The organism is Tepidamorphus sp. 3E244, from assembly GCF_046159835.1.
In the GTDB taxonomy this organism is placed as follows: Bacteria; Pseudomonadota; Alphaproteobacteria; order Rhizobiales; family Tepidamorphaceae; genus JACKJK01.
The window spans coordinates 1041644-1058485 of record NZ_JBJXCY010000002.1 but is presented as its reverse complement, the minus strand read 5'-3'; the positions used below and the strand labels follow the sequence as shown (position 1 = coordinate 1058485).

The following is a 16842-nucleotide window of genomic DNA, read 5'->3' as shown; positions in this document are numbered from 1 at the left end:
GGCTTGCTCACGCGCGCCACGCGCCGTCCTACTCGCTGACCGTCATGGTCGTGAAGGCCGTGCGGCCATAGCGGTCCGGCCGGTACATGTCCTCAACGGTTGCGGCCGGGTGGGCATAGGTGCCCGGGCGCACGGCGCGCACGATGTAGGCCACGTCGAAGAAGGCTGACTGGCGGGACGAGCGGTCGAACGCCGCCACGACGCGATCATCGCGGAAGGAGAGATGCGCCGGGTCCATGTCGCGCTTGAGCCATGACAGGCCTTCCAGCGAGGCACCGTCCACGAGCGCCGGGTTCTCCGCCTCGAAGCCAGCCGGGAGATAGTCGACGACGAGCACGCGAGCGGCTTGCGCCTCTTCCTCCGTCACGCGCACGACAACCACCAGCCGGTCGTTGCGGCGCACGTTGGCCTGGTCGATCTGCTCGCCGTCCATCGTGTAGAGCGTGCGGGTGATGGCGTATCCGTTGGCGCTCTCGGGAAGCGGTTCCAGCGGACGGCCCGCGACGGTCAGCGCGATGGTGGCCGGGCTTTCGCTCGTGTTGATGATCTCGCTCGGTGCGTCGGCGAGTTCATCGGCGCTGACGGTGTAGGCCAGTTGCCCGGTCGAGTTGGAGCCGTCGACCTTGAAGGTCCACGCGGCAGCCTCGCTGCGCAGCTTGTCGGCGGCGGCGAGAAGCCACGCCTTTTCCTGCGTGCTGGTATAGGTGCGGCCTTCCCATGCGCGTGACAATTCGCCGCGCGCCCGCTCGATCGCCGCGCGGTCCGCACGGCTTTCCAGCAGCAGCGTCAGGATGGCGGCACTGTCGCGCAGCCGCGTGCCGAAATCGTCGCGGGCAGCGTCGTCCGCGCCGCCTTCGAGCTTGTCGAGGGCGACGTCGAAGACGCGGGCGGCGCGGGTCTCGTCACCGAACATGGTCAGCGCGGCGGCGATGTGGCCCTGCGACAGCGGCTCGGTGAAATTGCCGATCCGCGTGTCCGCCACGTAGCGCACATCGTTGCCGACGGGACGCCCGTTGCGTGCCAGAACGTAAGCCGCATAAGCGATGCCTGCCTCGTCGTTCTCGTAGCGGATGCCGTTGACGAGGCCGTTGCGCAGGCGGTCCAGAGCAGCAGTTAGCGCAGACGAAGGCACGTCGTGGCCGCGTTCGCGGGCGCGGGTCAGGAAGTCGGTGACGAAGGCATTGAGCCACAGGTTGTCGTCGCCCGAGCGCCACAGGCCGAAGCCACCGGAATTGCCTTGCCGGCTCAGCACGCGCGCGACGGTGCGGTCGACGCGTTCGGCGATCTCCGCATCGGTGCCCAGCGCGTAGCCGGTGTTGAGCGCGTTAAGCGACAGCAGCGGCAGCGCGCGGCTGACGAGCTGTTCCGAACAGGCATGGGGGTAGATGTCGAGCGCCTTGACCAGTCCGACCGGGTCGAAGCCGCGCAAGGTGTGCGCCAGCGGGCTGGCGGACACGCTGACCGACGCGGTGTCGGAATAGAGACCGTCGACGAGGTCGCTGGTCACGGTCAGCTTGCCGCCGGGTTGCAGGTTTTCGACCACGTAGCGTTCCACCAGCGGGCTCGCGGGCGCGACGGGAATGGTCACCGCGCGGGTGAAGGTCCCGGCCGGTCCGGTCAGCGTCACGTCCACGGAGGCAAGGCCGGCTCGGGTCGCGGTGACGGGCAGGGTCAGCTGTTCACGCGCACCCTGCGACAGGGCGAGCGTTTCGATGCCGCTGGCGTCCACGTTCGCAGCGCCGCCGGAGGACACGTCGAGTTCATAGGCCCCGCCCGCACCGTCGAGATTGTGCACCGTCAGCGAGACGGAGGACTGGTCGTCGATGGACAGGAAGCGCGGCGCGGTCAGCATCATCACCACCGGGTCCCGCACGACGACTTCCGCGCTCGCCGCGCCGAGGCGCTTGGCGGTCCACGCGACGGCCATGATGCGGATGGTGCCGTCGAAGGCCGGAAGCTCGAAACTGACATTCGCCTGTCCGGCGCTGTCGACCTCGACGATGCCGGAAAACAGGGCCAGAGGCTCTTGGTCGGGCGGGGAATCGCCGAGCAGCGGCGGTGCGGAATCACCACCCGAGCGCAACACGCCTGCGGGTGCACGCATGCCGTCGATCAGGTTGCCGTAGAGGTCGCGGATCTCGGAAGAAAGCCGCGCCTGCCCGAGAACGTGTTTCACCGGGTCGGGGCTTTCGAAGCGGGTGAGATTGAGGATGCCGACATCGACGGCGGCGACCGTCACATAGGCGCGTTCGCCCGCATCCAGCCCGGCGATGCGCACCGGCACGCTGAAAGCCGTGTTCGGGCGGGTGCGTTCGGGCACGTTCAGCGAGACGTTCATGGTGCGCGCGCTGCGGCCAACCGCGAACCATTTCAGGCCGATGGCGCGTTGCGGCATGCGCTGCGCCTGCACGTCGATGCCGCGATGGGCGATGGCGACCGCGTAGGCGCCCGTGCCCCAGGCCTCGTCGGCTGCGAAATCGACGCTGGCCCCGGCGGGGCCGGCATCGATGGTGCGCAGGGCCTGCACGCCGTTGCCGATGATCGCGACGGTGACCTTGCCGGCAAAGCGCGGCGCGACACGCACGCTGATGCGCTCGCCGGGGTCCACGGACTCGCGGTCGAGCGAAACGGACATGGTGTCGGGTGCATCGGGCGCGCCGGTGGAAAAACCGACCGGGAAGGTGTGGGCGGTCTCGATGGTGCCGTCGGCGTTGCGCAGCACGAGGCGATGCGTGCCCCACTCCACGGAGGTCTCGATGCGCACCGGCGCATCGTCGGTGGTGGCAACCTCGCCGCTCGCGATGCGGCGCGTGCGCTCGATCGGCTCGAAGCGCCAGTTGCCATTGAAGTGGTACCACTGCCAGTCGCGCTCGACCTGCAGCATTTCCCAGCGCACCTGGCCCTGCTGCAGCAGCGTGCCGTCGGGCGCGGCGAGCGCCACGTCGAAGGCGGCGGTGCCGCCGGGCGACAGTGCATCGGCCTTGGCGACGGGCCGCACGGCGATGACGGCTCCCCGCGGGCGCAGCGGCACGGTCAGCTTGCGGGCGATGGCGCGACCACCGGATTCGGTGACGCGCACAGTGATATCGGCTTCCAGCGGACGCGAGACGTAGAGCGTCGGCAGGTTCACATCGACCTGCGCGGTGCCGTCTTCGCCGGTCTGCGCGGCCGTGCGCAGTTCACCCGCGACCGGCTGGGCCTCTTCCGTGTCAATACCGTAGGTGAAGCCGTCGAGACCGGGCAGTTCGGCCTTGGCCGGGCGCACCACGACCTCGCCACCAATGGTGAGGCCCTCGGCGGGGGCGCCGTAGAGATATTGCGCGTCAACGCCGATCTGCGCGGTGCCGCCCGCGTCCGGCTGGGTCGCGGGTTCGCTCAGCGTCAGCTCGATGCGCTCGGGCACGTAGTTCTCGACGAGGAAACGCACCTCGCCGACGGGATCGCCCTTCGGGTCGACATAGGCGCGCACCAGCCAGGTGCCGGACTGGGCGTCTGCCAGCAGTCCGACCTCGTGGGTGCGGCCACCGGCGGAATTCGACTGCAGCTGGGTGCGGGCATATTCGACGCCGTCCGGGCGTTCGGTCACCAGTGTCAGCGGCAGGTTGGAGACGGCCTCGCCGCGCGCGTCGCGCAGCAATGCGCCGACCTGCACGAACTCGCCGGGACGATAGACGCCGCGCTCGGTGTAGAGGAAGGCATCGAGCGCGCCGGGTGCGGCGCGCCCTTCCACGCCACGGTCGGTCAGGTCGAAGGCCTGCGAGGTCATGTCGAGGAAGCCGAAGTCGCCGCCCGGCGTGCGCACCGCGACCATGCCCGGAGCCAGCGCGCCATTGCCGCGCGCAAGGCCGGCGTCGAAGGTGACGTTGCCGGAGACATCGCTGGTGGCGCGGGCCAGCACCTCGTTGTTGCGGGCGACGAGATCGACGGTCGCGCCGGAGACCGGCTCGGCGGTTTCCAGCGAACGCACCAGCACGTGGATGCCGTCATTGCCGGACAGTGCCGTCAGGCCGAGGTCGGAGACGATGAACCACTGGGTCGCCTGCGGCTCCCAGCTGTCCTTCTCCGCGCCTTCCACGCCGGCGGTCATCACGTAGACACCGGGCTCCAGCCGTCCGACGGCTTCCAGCACGGGGATCGAGGTGGTCACGTCGGCATTGCGCGTGTTCTCGGTCTGCATGGTGCCGGACCAGATGCGGTTGGCAGCTTCGTTCTCGAAGTCCTCCAGCACGTAGCCCTGAAGCTGTTCGAGGAAGCGGTCGGCGCGCACGTGCTCGACCAGCGCGCGCTCGGGGATGCGGAAAATCTCGATGGCGAGTTCGCTGGCATTGACGCTGACGACGGGGACGCCGGTTTGGCCGGTGCGCGGCAGCACGTAGTTGCGGCCGGTGAAGCGCGCGCTTGGCGAGCGGTCGCGCACGTAGATCGCATAGTCGGCAGCGGCTTCTAGCGGCTCGTCGATGTCGGAGGGAAGGCCCGCGCGCAGGACGAAATCATAGGACTGGCCGTGTTCGAGGCCGCTGATGCAGATCTCGCGTTCGGTCGAGGACACGGCGACGTCGTTCGCGCCACCGGCGACGATGTAGGGCGTGAAATCGCGGACCGTGCGGTCCAGCGGTTCGGAGAACTGGAAGCAGACGCGCGGCTGGGCGGCATCGGAATCGACGCTGTAGTCGGCGACGCGGAAGCCCCACTGGGTGCGCAGCGCCGCGTAGGTCTGCCGGATGCCCAGATTTTCCTGGTTCTCGAGGCTTTCGCGGTAGGCATCGAGCGCGGCGCGATAGTCACGCGTCAGCTCGAATGCCGCACCAAGACGGGCAAGGGCCGCGGCGCGTTCGCGTTCGTTCGTTGCAAGGCTCAACGCGCGGGACGCACTGCCACGCGCCTCGCGCTGGAACTGGGAGCGTTCCTGCCAGTTGTCGCTGGTCGAGCGGGCGGCGGCGTCCGACAGGCCGATCCATGCCAGCACGCTCTCGGGGTCGGCGACGATCGCCTGGCGGTAGAGCTTGCGCGCTTCGGGAATGTCGTTTGTCTTGAGGGCCTGGCTTGCCAACTGGCGCAGGCGTTCGGGCCGTTCCTCGGGCTTCGGTACGGACTTGAGAATGTCCGCCTCAAGTCGCAGACCTTCGCCGGCATAGAAGCTCTGCTGATGGGTTCGGGAAGGTTCGCCGGCGCGTGCTGACTGCGGAACGAGGCTTGCCAGCGCCAGTGCGGTCAGCGCCAACAGCGTGAGCAGGCACACGCGAAACATGCCATCGTCGGACAGGCGGGCGACTTGATTTTGCATATCAACCTCTGGAACTGATCGGCCGCGAAACCGGCGGGCAATTTGTTTTCTAGTTATGGGCCGCGTCAATCTCGGCGCAACGTTCTGGCGTTTTCATGGCAACGGACGAACAAAAGATGCTGCGCTCGGCAGCCACGGCGGATCACTTGCCCATCGTTGCGGTTCTCGATGACGTGCGCGCGAAGGCCGCCAGCGGGAATTCGCTCATCATCGCGGCTCCGCCCGGCGCGGGCAAGACGACAACCGTTCCGCTGGTGCTGGCCGGTGAAGGCTGGGCGGTCGGGCGGAAGATAATCGTGCTCGAACCGCGCCGGTTGGCGGCGCGTGCCGCCGCCACGCGGATGGCGTCCATGACCGGCACGAAGCTGGGCGATCTCGTCGGCCTGCGCGCGCGGCTCGATACGCGCAGCCGACCCGATGTCCGAGTCGACGTTGTCACAGAAGGCGTCTTCACGCGGATGATCCTCGAGGACCCGTCGCTGGAGGGCGTCGCAGCGGTCGTCTTCGACGAGTTCCACGAACGCTCGCTCGATGCCGACCTGGCACTGGCGCTGGCGCGCGATGCGCAGGCGGGCCTGCGGGAAGACCTGCGTATCGTCCTGATGTCGGCAACGCTGGATATCGGCGCAATCGGCAAGGCGCTTGGCGACCCGCCGGTCATCGCCGCCGAGGGTCGCATGTTTCCCGTCGAGACCGTCCATCTCGGGCGACCGCAACCGGGTGAGGATATCGCACGCGCCACGGCGCAGGCGGCGAGGCGCGCGCTGGAGCAAGGCGGATCTGTGCTGGTCTTCCTGCCGGGCATGGCGGAAATCCGGCGCACGGAAAATCACCTGACCGAGATGCTTGGCAGCCACAAAGGCGTGCGCATCCATGCGCTGCACGGCAGTCTCGACCGCGCCGAACAGGACGGGGCAATCGCGCCAGCACCGGAAGGTGTGCAGAAGATCGTGCTGGCAACGTCGATTGCCGAGACCAGCCTCACAATCGAGGGCATCAGCGCGGTGGTCGACAGCGGCTTGATGCGCGTGCCGCGCTACAGCCAGCGGCGCGGCATGTCGCGGCTGGAAACCGTGCGGGTGACGCGAGCCAATGCCGAGCAGCGGCTCGGGCGCGCGGGCCGCCTTGGCCCTGGAACCTGTTACCGCCTCTGGGCGGAAGCCGAGGAGCGCGGGCTTGCCGCGCACCCGGAACCGGAAATCCTCGGGGCCGACCTGTCCGGCTTGCGGCTGACGCTCGCGGCGTGGGGCGTCAGCGATGCTGGTGCTGTGCCGTGGATAGATGCGCCACCCGCCGCCGCCCTTGAGGCAGCCGAAACCCTGCTGCGCCAGCTCGGCGCGATTGACGGTGACAACCGCCTGACACCGCTCGGCGAGCGCATGGGCGATGTCGGCCTGCATCCGCGCCTGTCGGCGATGCTGTGCGGGGCGCAGAACGAGCCTGACAAGGCTCTCGCCGCGCAGGTTGCTGCCGTCATCAGCGAGGATGTGGGCGGGCGCGAAACCGACTTGCGCAACCGGCTCGACAGCGCGCTGAAAAGCGGGCGCGTGCGCGACCTCGCCTCGCGGTTGGCCCGCAGTGCCGGGATCAAGGCTGAGCGTGCGGCGCGTGCCGACCGTGCGGGCGTGATCCTTGCGCGCGGCTACCCTGACAGGGTGGCGCGCCGCCGCCGCGAGGGGCAGGGCTACCTGAACGTGGACGGACAGGGCGTCGGTCTCGCCGAGGGCGACAAGCTGGCGCAACATGACTGGCTGGTGGTGGCCGAAGCGCAGGGGCGCGGGGCGGATGCGGTCGTCCGGCTCGCCGCGCCCATCACCGAAAGCGATGTGCTGGACCTGTTCGCGGACCAAGTCGTGCGCGAAGGCAGCGTCCGATTCGATGCGGCGCGCGGGCGCGTGGTCGCGGAACAGGTGGAGCGGCTCGGCGCCATCTCGCTGAAGCGCAGGCCGCTTGAATGCGCCGATGAAGAACAGGTCGCGACCGCCCTGATCGAAGGTATCCGCGAGGCGGGGCTGGACGCGCTGCCATTCTCCGAGGCAGCGCGGTCGCTGACTGCGCGTGTGTCCTTTGCTCGGGCGTACGACCCGGACGCGGGGTGGCCGGACCTCGGCGATCACTGGCTGACCGGCCACCTAGAGGCGTGGCTTGGCCCCTTCATCGCGGGCAAGACCGCCTTGCGGGAGATCACAACGAGCGATGTCTCCAACGCGCTCGCCTTCCAGGTGCCGGACCACCTGATGCGCCGGCTGGGATCGCTGCTGCCGGAGCGGTTCGAGACCCCGGCGGGGTCGTCGGCGCGGATCGACTATTCAGCCGAGGGCGGGCCGGCGGTGGATGTGCGCGTGCAGGCGCTCTACGGGCTGAACACCCACCCGAGCGTGCTGGATGGTCGCGTGCCGCTGCGGCTCAACCTGCTGTCGCCGGCCTCGCGCCCGATCCAGGTGACGGCGGACCTGCCGGCCTTCTGGCTCGGGTCGTGGGCCGATGTGCGCGCAGACATGCGCGGACGCTACCCCAAGCACCCCTGGCCCGAAGACCCCGCCAGTGCCGACCCGACATTGCGCGCCAAGCCGCGTGGGTAATCAGCGGCAATAGGGGTTGTTGCGCTCGTGCGCGTCGAAGTGGAAGTGGTTGTAGTGAAACTCGTCCGTTCCCGGTCCAAGCACCGTGCCGAACGGTCCGCAGGCATCTTCCCGGATCTCGGTGAGGAACTTGTCCGTCGGCGTCGACCCGGAATGATCCCGCACCAATACGCTTTCTCCATTGGTGAAGCGAAAGCCCATCACGTCAAAGGCATTGGCCAGCCCGTGTTCGGACAGCTTGGCATTGGGCTGGTGGTTGCGGTTGCGGCAGGAATAGGACGTGCCGGGCGGCAATTCCTTGAGTTCGGTCTTGAGATATTTCTTCGCGGCGGGCTGTACGGACTCACCAATCCAGCGTGACATCGCGACAGCCATGTCGCAGGAAAACGTCGCGGGGCTTGCCAGCGGCACGGCGGTATCGGTGCCGACTGCCGTAACGAGGAGCACGTCCTCACGGCCGCAGCGCCCTTCCACGATGGGCGGCATCACCGTGTAGGCAACGGCGAGGTCCTTCAGGCGACCGGCACAGATTTCGCCCTGTCCCTTGGCGTCGGCGACGGTGTCGTCTTCGTTGCCTGTCGCGGGTGCGCCCACGTTCTCGCTGTCGGCATCGCCGGTGCGGCGCGGATTGGCGCGCGGCAGGGCGACCTTCTCGTCCCGCAGCTTTGTCTGCGGTTCAGGGGCGGGCGCAGCGGGCTCCTGCCTTGCTTCGGACGCCGGCACCTTCGCTTCAGTTTCCGCGCCCGATTTCGGCACCGACTTGAATTCGCGCATGACAGGGGCAGGCGGCGGCGCCTGCATCTCGGCCGGCTGGGCGGGGTCGCTTTCGGTCGCCGCGGGCTTTGTTGCGTCAGGTGCTTGTGCGTCCGGCTCGGGCGCGTCTTCCGGCTGTGCCGGTTCTGCGGCTTCGGCTTCTTCCTGCCGGCGCGGATTGGCACGGGGCGGGATTTCCGGCTTGCCGGTCTTCACGCGCATGGGTTCCGGCGCCGGTTCCGGGGCAGGCACCTGGTCCTGCTGGCCAATCGGTTCGGCGGCTTCGTCGTCTGCCTCGGCAGACGGTGCAGGCTCGGTCTTTCCCTGCGTATCACGGCGCGGGTTGGCAGGTGGAATCTCCGGCTTGCCGGTCTTGACGCGCTCCGGCTCGGGCTTTGGTTCCGGTGCTGCAATTTCTTCCTTCAACTCGCTCTCGGCGGGCTCCGGCTTGTCGGATACTTTCGTCTTGGCCGCCGGCTTTTCGGTGTCGCGGCGCGGGTTGGCGCGCGGCATCGACACGTCTTCGTTCTTCAGATTGGTGCTGCGGGTCGTCGAGCGCTTGCGGCGAACGCTGCGCACCGGTCCATAGTCCTCGACGACGGTATCCATCGCTTCGGCGCGCACCTGTGGTACCGAGCCGATCTGGAGAGTGGCGGCGAGGATCAGGCAGGAAAGAAATTTCAGGAGAAGGCCTGACGCAGGTCGAGCGTCTGCTTGTTGCCGATGTGGCGGTAGTTTTCCTTCAACCAGGCATCCGCACTTTCGCGTCCGACCTCGTAGAGCTTTTCGAAGAATGTCCATCGGGTGTCGAACTTTGTAGAAGCGGAATACTCGTTGAGGGCGGCGTCGGCATCGATACGGTGCAAACGCATCTGGCGGTACTTTGTGCCATCGAGGCGGTTTTCCTCGATCAGGCGATTGACGAAATCAATGGCGCGGAATTCGCGCAAAAGCGAGGCATTGAACGTGATCTCGCTGACGCGCTCCATGATTTCATGGGTGTTCGTGGGCACTTCGTCGCGGATGATCGGGTTGATTTGCACGAGCAGGATGTCGTCGCAGGACGATTCCGAGAAGAACGGAAACAACGCCGGATTGCCCATGTATCCGCCGTCCCAGTAGGCCTCGTCGTCGACCTCGATCGCCTCGAACAGCAGCGGCAGGCAGGCGGATGCCGCCACCGCGTCGGCATCGACTTCCTTGTCGCGGAAGACCTTGATCTTGCCGGTGCGCACGTTGGTCGCGGAGATAAACAGGCGGATATCGTTGCAGGATTGGACGCTGTCGAAATCGACCTGGCGGTTCAGCAGGTCGCGCAGGGGGTTGATCTTTTCCGGCCGCAGGTCGAAGGGCGAGGTGACGTGTGACCAGAAATTGAACAGGCCCGTGCTGGAAACGCGCGGCACCTGCCAGAAGCTCATGAAGGCATCGAGCGCGTTCTGGGGCGGCGCGGACAGCCCGCCGGCCCGGCTGACGCCGCGCCAGAACTTGTGCAGCGCCTCGCGTGCGCCGTCGCGCCCGCCCTTCACCCAGCCATCCACCAGCACGACGGCGTTCATCGCGCCGGCGCTGGTGCCCGAAATCGCCTCGATCTCGATGCGGCCGTCTTCAAGGATGCGATCGATCACACCCCAGGTGTAGGCGCCATGTGCGCCGCCGCCCTGAAGTGCCAGGTTGATCTTCTTGGTGTTGCTGCCGCCGCTCTTGGCCGGGCGCACGGCAGCCTTTGCGCGTTCTGCCAGTTTCATGCCGATGCCCGCCTCACTGCGCGGTCCAGCCGCCGTCGAGAACCATGTTGGCCCCGGTGACGTTCCTGGCCGTGTCGGAACACAGGTAGAGTACGGTTCCGGCGACTTCCTCCACCGTCACGAATTGTTTCGTGGGCTGGGCCGACAGCAGTACGTCGTTGATGACCTCGTCGCGGGTCAGGCTGCGCGCCTTCATGGTGTCGGGGATCTGTTCCTCGACCAGCGGCGTCCAGACATAACCCGGCGAGATACAGTTCACCGTCACGCCATCGGCGGCGCATTCCAGCGCGATGGTCTTGGTCAGGCCGTAGAGGCCGTGCTTGGCGGAGACATAAGCCGCCTTGTAGGGCGATGCGACGAGGGAATGGGCCGAGGCGGTGGAGATGATGCGGCCCCATCCGCGCTCGCGCATGATCGGCAGCGCCTTGGCCATGCCGTGGAATGCCGCAGACAGGTTCAGCGCGATGATGGCGTCCCACTTCTCGGGGGGGAATTCCTCGACCGGTGCGACGTACTGCATGCCGGCATTGTTGACGAGAATGTCGATGCCGCCGAATTCATCGACCGCGGCCTGCACCAGTTCAGCGGGGCCCTCCGGCTTGATGAGGTTCGCTCCGACGAAGATGCAGTTCACACCATGGTCGTCGGCGACCTGCTTGCGGACGGGTTCGTTTTCCTCCGCCGAGCCGAGGCCGTTGATGACGATGTTCGAGCCGGCGGCGGCCAACGCGTTGGCCACGGCGAGCCCGATTCCGCTGGTCGACCCGGTGACGATAGACACCTTTCCGTTGAGATCGGGATTCATGGGAATACTCCGTGTGCTTCCGATTTTGTGCGATGCAGCATATATGTGTGCGCTGCAGTGTGGCCAGACCAGTGCGACGAAATTGATGAATCGTGGCGGGTGGCCCCGCGCGTGCGGAGCGCTATAGTCCCGCGCGAACAGGCCGCTGCACATCTGCCATGCGCACGGCGAACAGGGACAAGCGACGAAGATGACGGTTCACGGCGAGTTCGAGGTGGATGCCGGCCCAAGGCCGCGCCGCGACAGCGTGCAGGTGGATATCGGCGGGGTGAAGGTCGGCGGCGACGCGCCGGTCATGGTCCAGTCGATGACCAACACCGACACCGCCGACATCGCCGCGACCGTGGAGCAGGTGGCCGCACTGGCGCGGACCGGGTCGGAAGTCGTGCGCATCACCGTCGACCGCGACGAGGCTGCCGCCGCCGTTCCGCATATTCGCGACCGGCTGATGGTGCGTGGTATCGACGTGCCGCTGGTGGGCGATTTCCACTATATCGGCCACAAGCTGCTGGCCGATCATCCGGCCTGTGCGGAGGCGCTCGCCAAGTACCGGATCAATCCCGGCAATGTCGGCTTCAAGGCCAAGAAGGACACGCAGTTCGCGCAGATCATCGAAACGGCCATCCGCAACGAGAAGGCGGTGCGCATCGGCGTCAACTGGGGGTCGCTCGACCAAGACCTGCTGACCGGGCTGATGGACGAGAACGCAAAGCGCGCCAAGCCGCGTTCGGCGCGCGCCGTCATGCACGAGGCCATCGTCCAGTCGGCGCTGCATTCGGCGAAACAGGCCGAGGAGATCGGTCTCGGCGCGGACCGGATCGTGCTGTCGGCCAAGGTCAGCCAGGTGCAGGACCTCGTCGCCGTCAACACGATGCTGGCGTCACGATGCCGCTACGCGCTGCATCTGGGGCTGACGGAAGCCGGCATGGGGTCGAAGGGGATCGCGGCATCGAGTGCTGCCATGGGCATCCTGCTGCAGCAGGGGATCGGCGACACGATCCGCGTGTCGCTGACGCCGGAACCCGGCGGTGATCGCACGCTGGAGGTGAAGGTCGCGCAGGAGATCCTGCAGACCATGGGCCTGCGCAGCTTCGTGCCGGTGGTTGCCGCCTGCCCGGGCTGCGGGCGCACGACGTCGACCGTCTTCCAGGAACTTGCCCGAGACATCGAGGACTTCCTGCGCACCGAAATGCCGGTCTGGCGCGACAAGTATCCCGGCGTCGAGGAACTCAACGTCGCGGTGATGGGCTGCATCGTGAACGGGCCGGGCGAGAGCAAGCACGCCGATATCGGCATTTCGCTGCCCGGCACCGGGGAAACGCCGGCCGCGCCCGTCTTCATCGACGGCAGGAAGGCGCTGACCCTGCGCGGAGCAACGCTTGCCGACGACTTCAAGGCGCTGGTGATCGACTATATCGAGAAGCGCTACGGGAACGCTGCCTGAAGATCAGGGCCGGCCGACACCGCTCAGGGTAAGGCCGGTGCCCTCCACGTCGTCGGCGCGGAAGACGTTGCGCAGGTCGACGAGCTGGTTCCCCGACATGACGCCGGCAAGCCTCGACAGGTCCATGCCGCGATAGGCATTCCACTCCGTCACTATGACGACAGCATCGGCCTTCGTTGCCGCTTCCAGCGCGCTATCGCAGAAAGTCACGTCGGGCAGCACGGCTTTCGCGTTTTCCATCGCTTCGGGGTCGTGGGCGCGGACGGTGACGCCGGCCTTCAGCAGACGCTCGACGATGGCAAGGCTTGGGGCTTCACGGATGTCGTCGGTGTTGGGCTTGAAGGCGATGCCGAGCACGGCGACCGTGCTGGACGCCGGATCGTCCAGCGTCGCGAGGATGCGGTCGGCCATGTCCAGCTTGCGGGTCTCGTTGATTTCGATGACCTGCTCGATCAGCGTCTGTGGCGCGCCGTAGCGCTTGCCGGTCGCCGCGAAGGCGCGAGTGTCCTTGGGAAAGCACGAGCCGCCAAAGCCCGGACCTGCATGCAGGAACTTCGGGCCGATGCGGTTGTCGAGGCCGATAGCGCTGGCGACTTCCTGCACATTGCCGCCGGCCCTTTCGCACAGGTTGGCGACCTCGTTGATGAAAGTGACCTTCATGGCGAGGAAGGCATTGGCCGCGTACTTGGTGATTTCCGCGTTCTCCAGCGTGGTGACGACCATCGGCGCGTCGCGAAGCGACAAAGGCCGATAGAGGCGGCGCAGGGCGTTTTCGGCCACGTCATCCTCGACGCCGACGACCACGCGGTCGGGCCGCATGAAATCCTCGATTGCCGAACCTTCACGCAGGAATTCCGGGTTGGAGGCAACCGAGAAAGCCACGCCCGGGCGTTCCTCGGCGATGATTTCCTTGACCTTGCGGTTGGTGCCGACGACGACTGTGGACTTGGTGACGATCACTGCGCCGGGCTTCATCACGCGGGCGATGCTGCGGGCGGCGTCATAGACATATTTGAGGTCCGCCTCGCCGTCGCCGCGGCGCGACGGCGTGCCGACGGCGATGAAGATCACATCGCATTCGGCGACGGTCGCATCGAAATCGGTGGTGAAAGTCAGGCGGCCTTCCTCGGCATTGCGCGCGACGAGATCATCCAGCCCCGGCTCGTAGATCGGCATCACGCCGTTGTTGAGGTTGTCGATCCGCGACTGTTCGAGGTCGATGCAGGTGACGTTGAAGCCGAACTCGGAAAAACAGGCGCCGGAAACGAGGCCGACATAGCCGGCTCCGATCATGCAGATACGCATCGTCTTGAAAGCTCCTTGCGTCAAAGCGGGGCGGGGCGGTGGGTCACCCTAGACGCCATGAAAATCACGGTACCATGACACGAAGCGCGACAGCCCATCGCGCAGGGACGTGGCCGGGGCAAAGCCGGTGGCGGCAATCAGGTCGGACGTGTCGGCATGGGTTGCCAATACGTCACCGGGCTGAACGGGGCGGTCGCGGCGGAGCGCCTTCCTGCCGAGCAGGTCTTCAAGCGCCACGATCATGTCGTTCAGCAGGACAGGATCGTTGTTGCCGATGTTGAAGACCCGGAAGGGGGCAGACGAGATCGACGGATCAGGCGATTTGGGATCGAAGTCACCGGACGGGGTCGCGGGCTTCGACGCGATCCGCAGGATCGCCTCGACGATGTCATCGACATAGGTGAAGTCGCGGTGCATCTGGCCGCCGTTGAAGACCTCGATTTCCTCGCCGGCGAGAATCTTCTTCGTGAAGAGATAATAGGCCATGTCGGGCCGACCCCACGGCCCGTAAACCGTGAAGAATCGCAGGCCCGTCACCGGCAGGCGGTAGAGATGCGCGTAGGAATGGGCCATCAGCTCGTTGGCGCGCTTGGTGGCCGCGTAGAGGCTGACCGGGTGGGCCGCGCCCTGGTGCTCGTTCAGCGGGAAATCGCCATCAAGTCCATAGACCGAGCTGGTCGAGGCATAGACGAGATGGGCGCTCTCGCAGCGACGGCAGCCTTCGAGAATGCCCATGAAGCCCATGAGGTTGGCATCGGCGTAATCGAACGGGTGGTCGATGGAGTGGCGCACGCCGGCCTGTGCGGCAAGATGGATGACCGTGCACGGCTTGAGCGTTTCGAAAAGCCCCAGCACCGCGTCACGGTCGGCAAGGTCGATCCGGTATTCGGAGAATGTCTCGTGCTTCTTCAGCTCCGCGAGACGCGCTTCCTTGAGCGACACGTCGTAGTAGTCGGTGACGCTGTCAAGGCCCGCCACGGCCACGCCCTCGCGCAGCAGGCGCGCTGCGACGTGATAGCCGATGAACCCGGCGGTTCCGGTCACGAGGACGGGGGTTTCGATGGCAGTTGTCATGGGTCCGGTCAGGATCAGGGATCAGGTGTCACAAATCCGAGCGAGGGCGTACACCATCGCGCCTCACCCGTCGACCGTGCGGGATGTCTCAGGTGTGAGAACGGCGTTGACCGCGCCGGAGAGGTGATACAGCGAGCTGGCCGGCATGTCGGCGCTCAACGGCTTGCCGCTTGCGTCGATCCGGTCGATCCAGCCGCCGTCCGGCGCGGGGTCAATGAAGCCTTCCAGCAGGCGCGCGGCGAAATGCTCGGCCGCGTTCTGTCCGGCTCCGCCCGGGGCGACGGCGAGTTCCGCGCGGATCGCTTCCGTGTGCGGCCACAGGCGGCGAGTGGCCGTGCGTGGCGCGCCGTCAAGTGCCTGCTCGTCGACAAGAAAGCTGCCGCCATCCAGCCCGGCGCGGCCATTCGCCATGAGCCGCGCGACCGTCTCGGTCGTGTCGCGCCCGAGAAGGTCTTGCGCGCGGTGCAGCAGCCAAGCCCATTCATACTGGTGGCCAGGTTCGACCCAGTTGGCATCGCCGGACAGCGGATTCCAACTGGTATCGAAGCACTCGCAGATCGCGCCGGAGTCCTCATTCACAAGCTGGGTCAGCGCGAAGGTTGCCAGTTGCTCGGCTGGCGTACGGTATTCGTCCAGCCCTGCATCGATCAGCTCAAGCCAGGCTTCGAAGAGGTGCATGACCGGGTTCTGCAGCAATGTTTCCGGCGTGCCGGCCGAAGGCGCGAACCCGCCCTGCGGGAGGCCAAACAGGCGGTGAATGTTGTTGAAGGTCTCGCCGGCAACCGTGTCCCAGCCCGCCTGCGGTTCCAGCCGGTGCAGGTGCGCCAGCGCGAACAGCGCGAAGGCGTGGGCATAGAGGTCGGCCTTGCCGTCGGCGACAACGCCCGCAGCATCGGTGGAAAAGGCCCAACCACCACCTTCGCCCTTGCCGCGAAAGCTCTCGACCATGCGGTTTCCCACAAGGTTCGCCAGTTCGCCGGCACGCTCGTGGAGTCCGAGGCGTGACGCCTCGCAGCACACCGAAACCTGCCGCGCCTGGACCATCAGCCGTCGCGGCAGCGTGGAGAGTGGTTCGCGCTCAAATGTCAGCCGTTCGTGGAACAATCCGGCCTTTTCATCGAAGCCGGCGGACAGCCAAAGCGGCAGTGCGCGCGCGCGATACCACGCGCACAGGCGGTCCAGCGATGAAGGCTCGGATGATGACATTTGGCCGCCTGCTCCGTGACACGCCGCGGGCGCGGCCTGCATGAACAATTGACCGGGCCGCCAGTTAGCGGAACACTCCGGGTCAGTAGCGGTGGCGTAGAACGGTTGAGGCAATGACGCAAGGCACACACAGGCGCGGTGCGTTCCTGGACCGGGACGGTGTGCTCAATGTCGACCACGGCTATGTGCACCGCCCGGAAGACCTGCAACTCGTTCCCGGCGCTTCGCAGGCCGTGGCGAAGCTCAACGAGGCGGGCTATACGGTGGTGGTCGTCACCAATCAGTCCGGCGTTGCGCGCGGAATGTATACCGAGGCCGACGTTGATGCGTTCCACGCGCACATGACGCGGGTTTTCGACAAGCTTCGCGCGCGGATCGACGCCTTCTATTCCTGCCCCTATCACCACGAGGCCGAGGTGGAAGCCTATCTCCACGAGGATCACCCCGACCGGAAGCCCAATCCGGGCATGATCGAGCGCGCGATCAGCGATCTTGCGCTGGAGCGTGACGGCTCGTTCCTGATCGGCGACAAGGAAAGCGACATGGCCGCGGCGGATGCCGCCGGGATTGCCGGACATCGCTTTTCCGGCGGGCGGCTCGACGACCTCGTCAACCGCATCCTGTCCCAAGCCAAGGGTTGA

10 protein-coding genes are annotated in these 16842 nt (G+C 66.7%); 3 read left to right on the top strand and 7 right to left on the bottom strand.

Annotated features, from left to right (window positions below; all coding sequences use genetic code 11):
• Positions 1-28 precede the first annotated feature (28 nt).
• Entirely contained in the window at positions 29-5284 is a 5256-nt protein-coding gene (locus ACKTEK_RS13715; RefSeq protein ID WP_409165856.1) for an MG2 domain-containing protein, read from the bottom strand.
• A 95-nt stretch (positions 5285-5379) separates the two neighbouring features.
• Here ACKTEK_RS13715 and hrpB point away from each other — a divergent pair, with 95 nt between their 5' ends.
• Positions 5380-7866, top strand: a complete 2487-nt coding sequence (hrpB, locus tag ACKTEK_RS13710; protein ID WP_409165855.1) for an ATP-dependent helicase HrpB — start codon at positions 5380-5382, stop codon at positions 7864-7866.
• On the opposite strand, the gene ACKTEK_RS13705 is transcribed toward hrpB, so the two are convergent.
• The 3 genes from ACKTEK_RS13705 to ACKTEK_RS13695 form a co-directional block, all read right to left on the bottom strand.
• Positions 7867-9228 (bottom strand): extensin family protein, encoded by a 1362-nt coding sequence (locus ACKTEK_RS13705; RefSeq protein ID WP_409165854.1) that lies wholly within the window; start codon positions 9226-9228, stop codon positions 7867-7869. It abuts the gene before it with no gap.
• Between the two features lie 71 nt (positions 9229-9299).
• Positions 9300-10367 (bottom strand): patatin-like phospholipase family protein, encoded by a 1068-nt coding sequence (locus tag ACKTEK_RS13700; protein ID WP_409165853.1) that lies wholly within the window; start codon positions 10365-10367, stop codon positions 9300-9302.
• 13 nt (positions 10368-10380) lie between these two features.
• Complete coding sequence (locus ACKTEK_RS13695) at positions 10381-11172, bottom strand: 3-hydroxybutyrate dehydrogenase (RefSeq protein WP_409165852.1); 792 nt, start codon at positions 11170-11172, stop codon at positions 10381-10383.
• A 190-nt stretch (positions 11173-11362) separates the two neighbouring features.
• On the opposite strand from ACKTEK_RS13695, the gene ispG reads away from it, so the two are divergent.
• Positions 11363-12616 (top strand): flavodoxin-dependent (E)-4-hydroxy-3-methylbut-2-enyl-diphosphate synthase, encoded by a 1254-nt coding sequence (gene ispG / locus ACKTEK_RS13690; RefSeq protein WP_409165851.1) that lies wholly within the window; start codon positions 11363-11365, stop codon positions 12614-12616.
• A 3-nt stretch (positions 12617-12619) separates the two neighbouring features.
• Here the strand turns inward: ispG and ACKTEK_RS13685 are convergent, their stop codons facing one another.
• The 3 genes from ACKTEK_RS13685 to ACKTEK_RS13675 all read right to left on the bottom strand — a co-directional run bounded on the left by ACKTEK_RS13685 (position 12620) and on the right by ACKTEK_RS13675 (position 16201).
• The gene (locus ACKTEK_RS13685) at positions 12620-13921 is read right to left on the bottom strand and encodes a UDP-glucose dehydrogenase family protein (RefSeq protein ID WP_409165850.1); all 1302 of its coding nucleotides are present in this window, start codon (positions 13919-13921) and stop codon (positions 12620-12622) included.
• Positions 13922-13969: 48 nt separating this feature from the next.
• Positions 13970-14995: an NAD-dependent epimerase/dehydratase family protein gene (locus ACKTEK_RS13680; RefSeq protein WP_409165849.1), complete on the bottom strand. Its 1026-nt coding sequence runs from the start codon at positions 14993-14995 to the stop codon at positions 13970-13972.
• 63 nt (positions 14996-15058) lie between these two features.
• Positions 15059-16201, bottom strand: a complete 1143-nt coding sequence (locus ACKTEK_RS13675) for an AGE family epimerase/isomerase (protein ID WP_409165848.1) — start codon at positions 16199-16201, stop codon at positions 15059-15061.
• A gap of 113 nt (positions 16202-16314) precedes the next feature.
• Here ACKTEK_RS13675 and ACKTEK_RS13670 point away from each other — a divergent pair, with 113 nt between their 5' ends.
• Positions 16315-16842 (top strand): D-glycero-alpha-D-manno-heptose-1,7-bisphosphate 7-phosphatase, encoded by a 528-nt coding sequence (locus ACKTEK_RS13670; protein WP_409165847.1) that lies wholly within the window; start codon positions 16315-16317, stop codon positions 16840-16842.

Bases quoted from the DNA above. Each gene is read 5' to 3' on its own strand.
- ACKTEK_RS13715 (WP_409165856.1), bottom strand. From the start codon at position 5,284: ATGCAAAATCAAGTCGCCCGCCTGTCCGACGATGGCATGTTTCGCGTG.
- hrpB (WP_409165855.1), top strand. From the start codon at position 5,380: ATGGCAACGGACGAACAAAAGATGCTGCGCTCGGCAGCCACGGCGGAT.
- ACKTEK_RS13705 (WP_409165854.1), bottom strand. From the start codon at position 9,228: ATGGATACCGTCGTCGAGGACTATGGACCGGTGCGCAGCGTTCGCCGC.
- ACKTEK_RS13700 (WP_409165853.1), bottom strand. From the start codon at position 10,367: ATGAAACTGGCAGAACGCGCAAAGGCTGCCGTGCGCCCGGCCAAGAGC.
- ACKTEK_RS13695 (WP_409165852.1), bottom strand. From the start codon at position 11,172: ATGAATCCCGATCTCAACGGAAAGGTGTCTATCGTCACCGGGTCGACC.
- ispG (WP_409165851.1), top strand. From the start codon at position 11,363: ATGACGGTTCACGGCGAGTTCGAGGTGGATGCCGGCCCAAGGCCGCGC.
- ACKTEK_RS13685 (WP_409165850.1), bottom strand. From the start codon at position 13,921: ATGCGTATCTGCATGATCGGAGCCGGCTATGTCGGCCTCGTTTCCGGC.
- ACKTEK_RS13680 (WP_409165849.1), bottom strand. From the start codon at position 14,995: ATGACAACTGCCATCGAAACCCCCGTCCTCGTGACCGGAACCGCCGGG.
- ACKTEK_RS13675 (WP_409165848.1), bottom strand. From the start codon at position 16,201: ATGTCATCATCCGAGCCTTCATCGCTGGACCGCCTGTGCGCGTGGTAT.
- ACKTEK_RS13670 (WP_409165847.1), top strand. From the start codon at position 16,315: ATGACGCAAGGCACACACAGGCGCGGTGCGTTCCTGGACCGGGACGGT.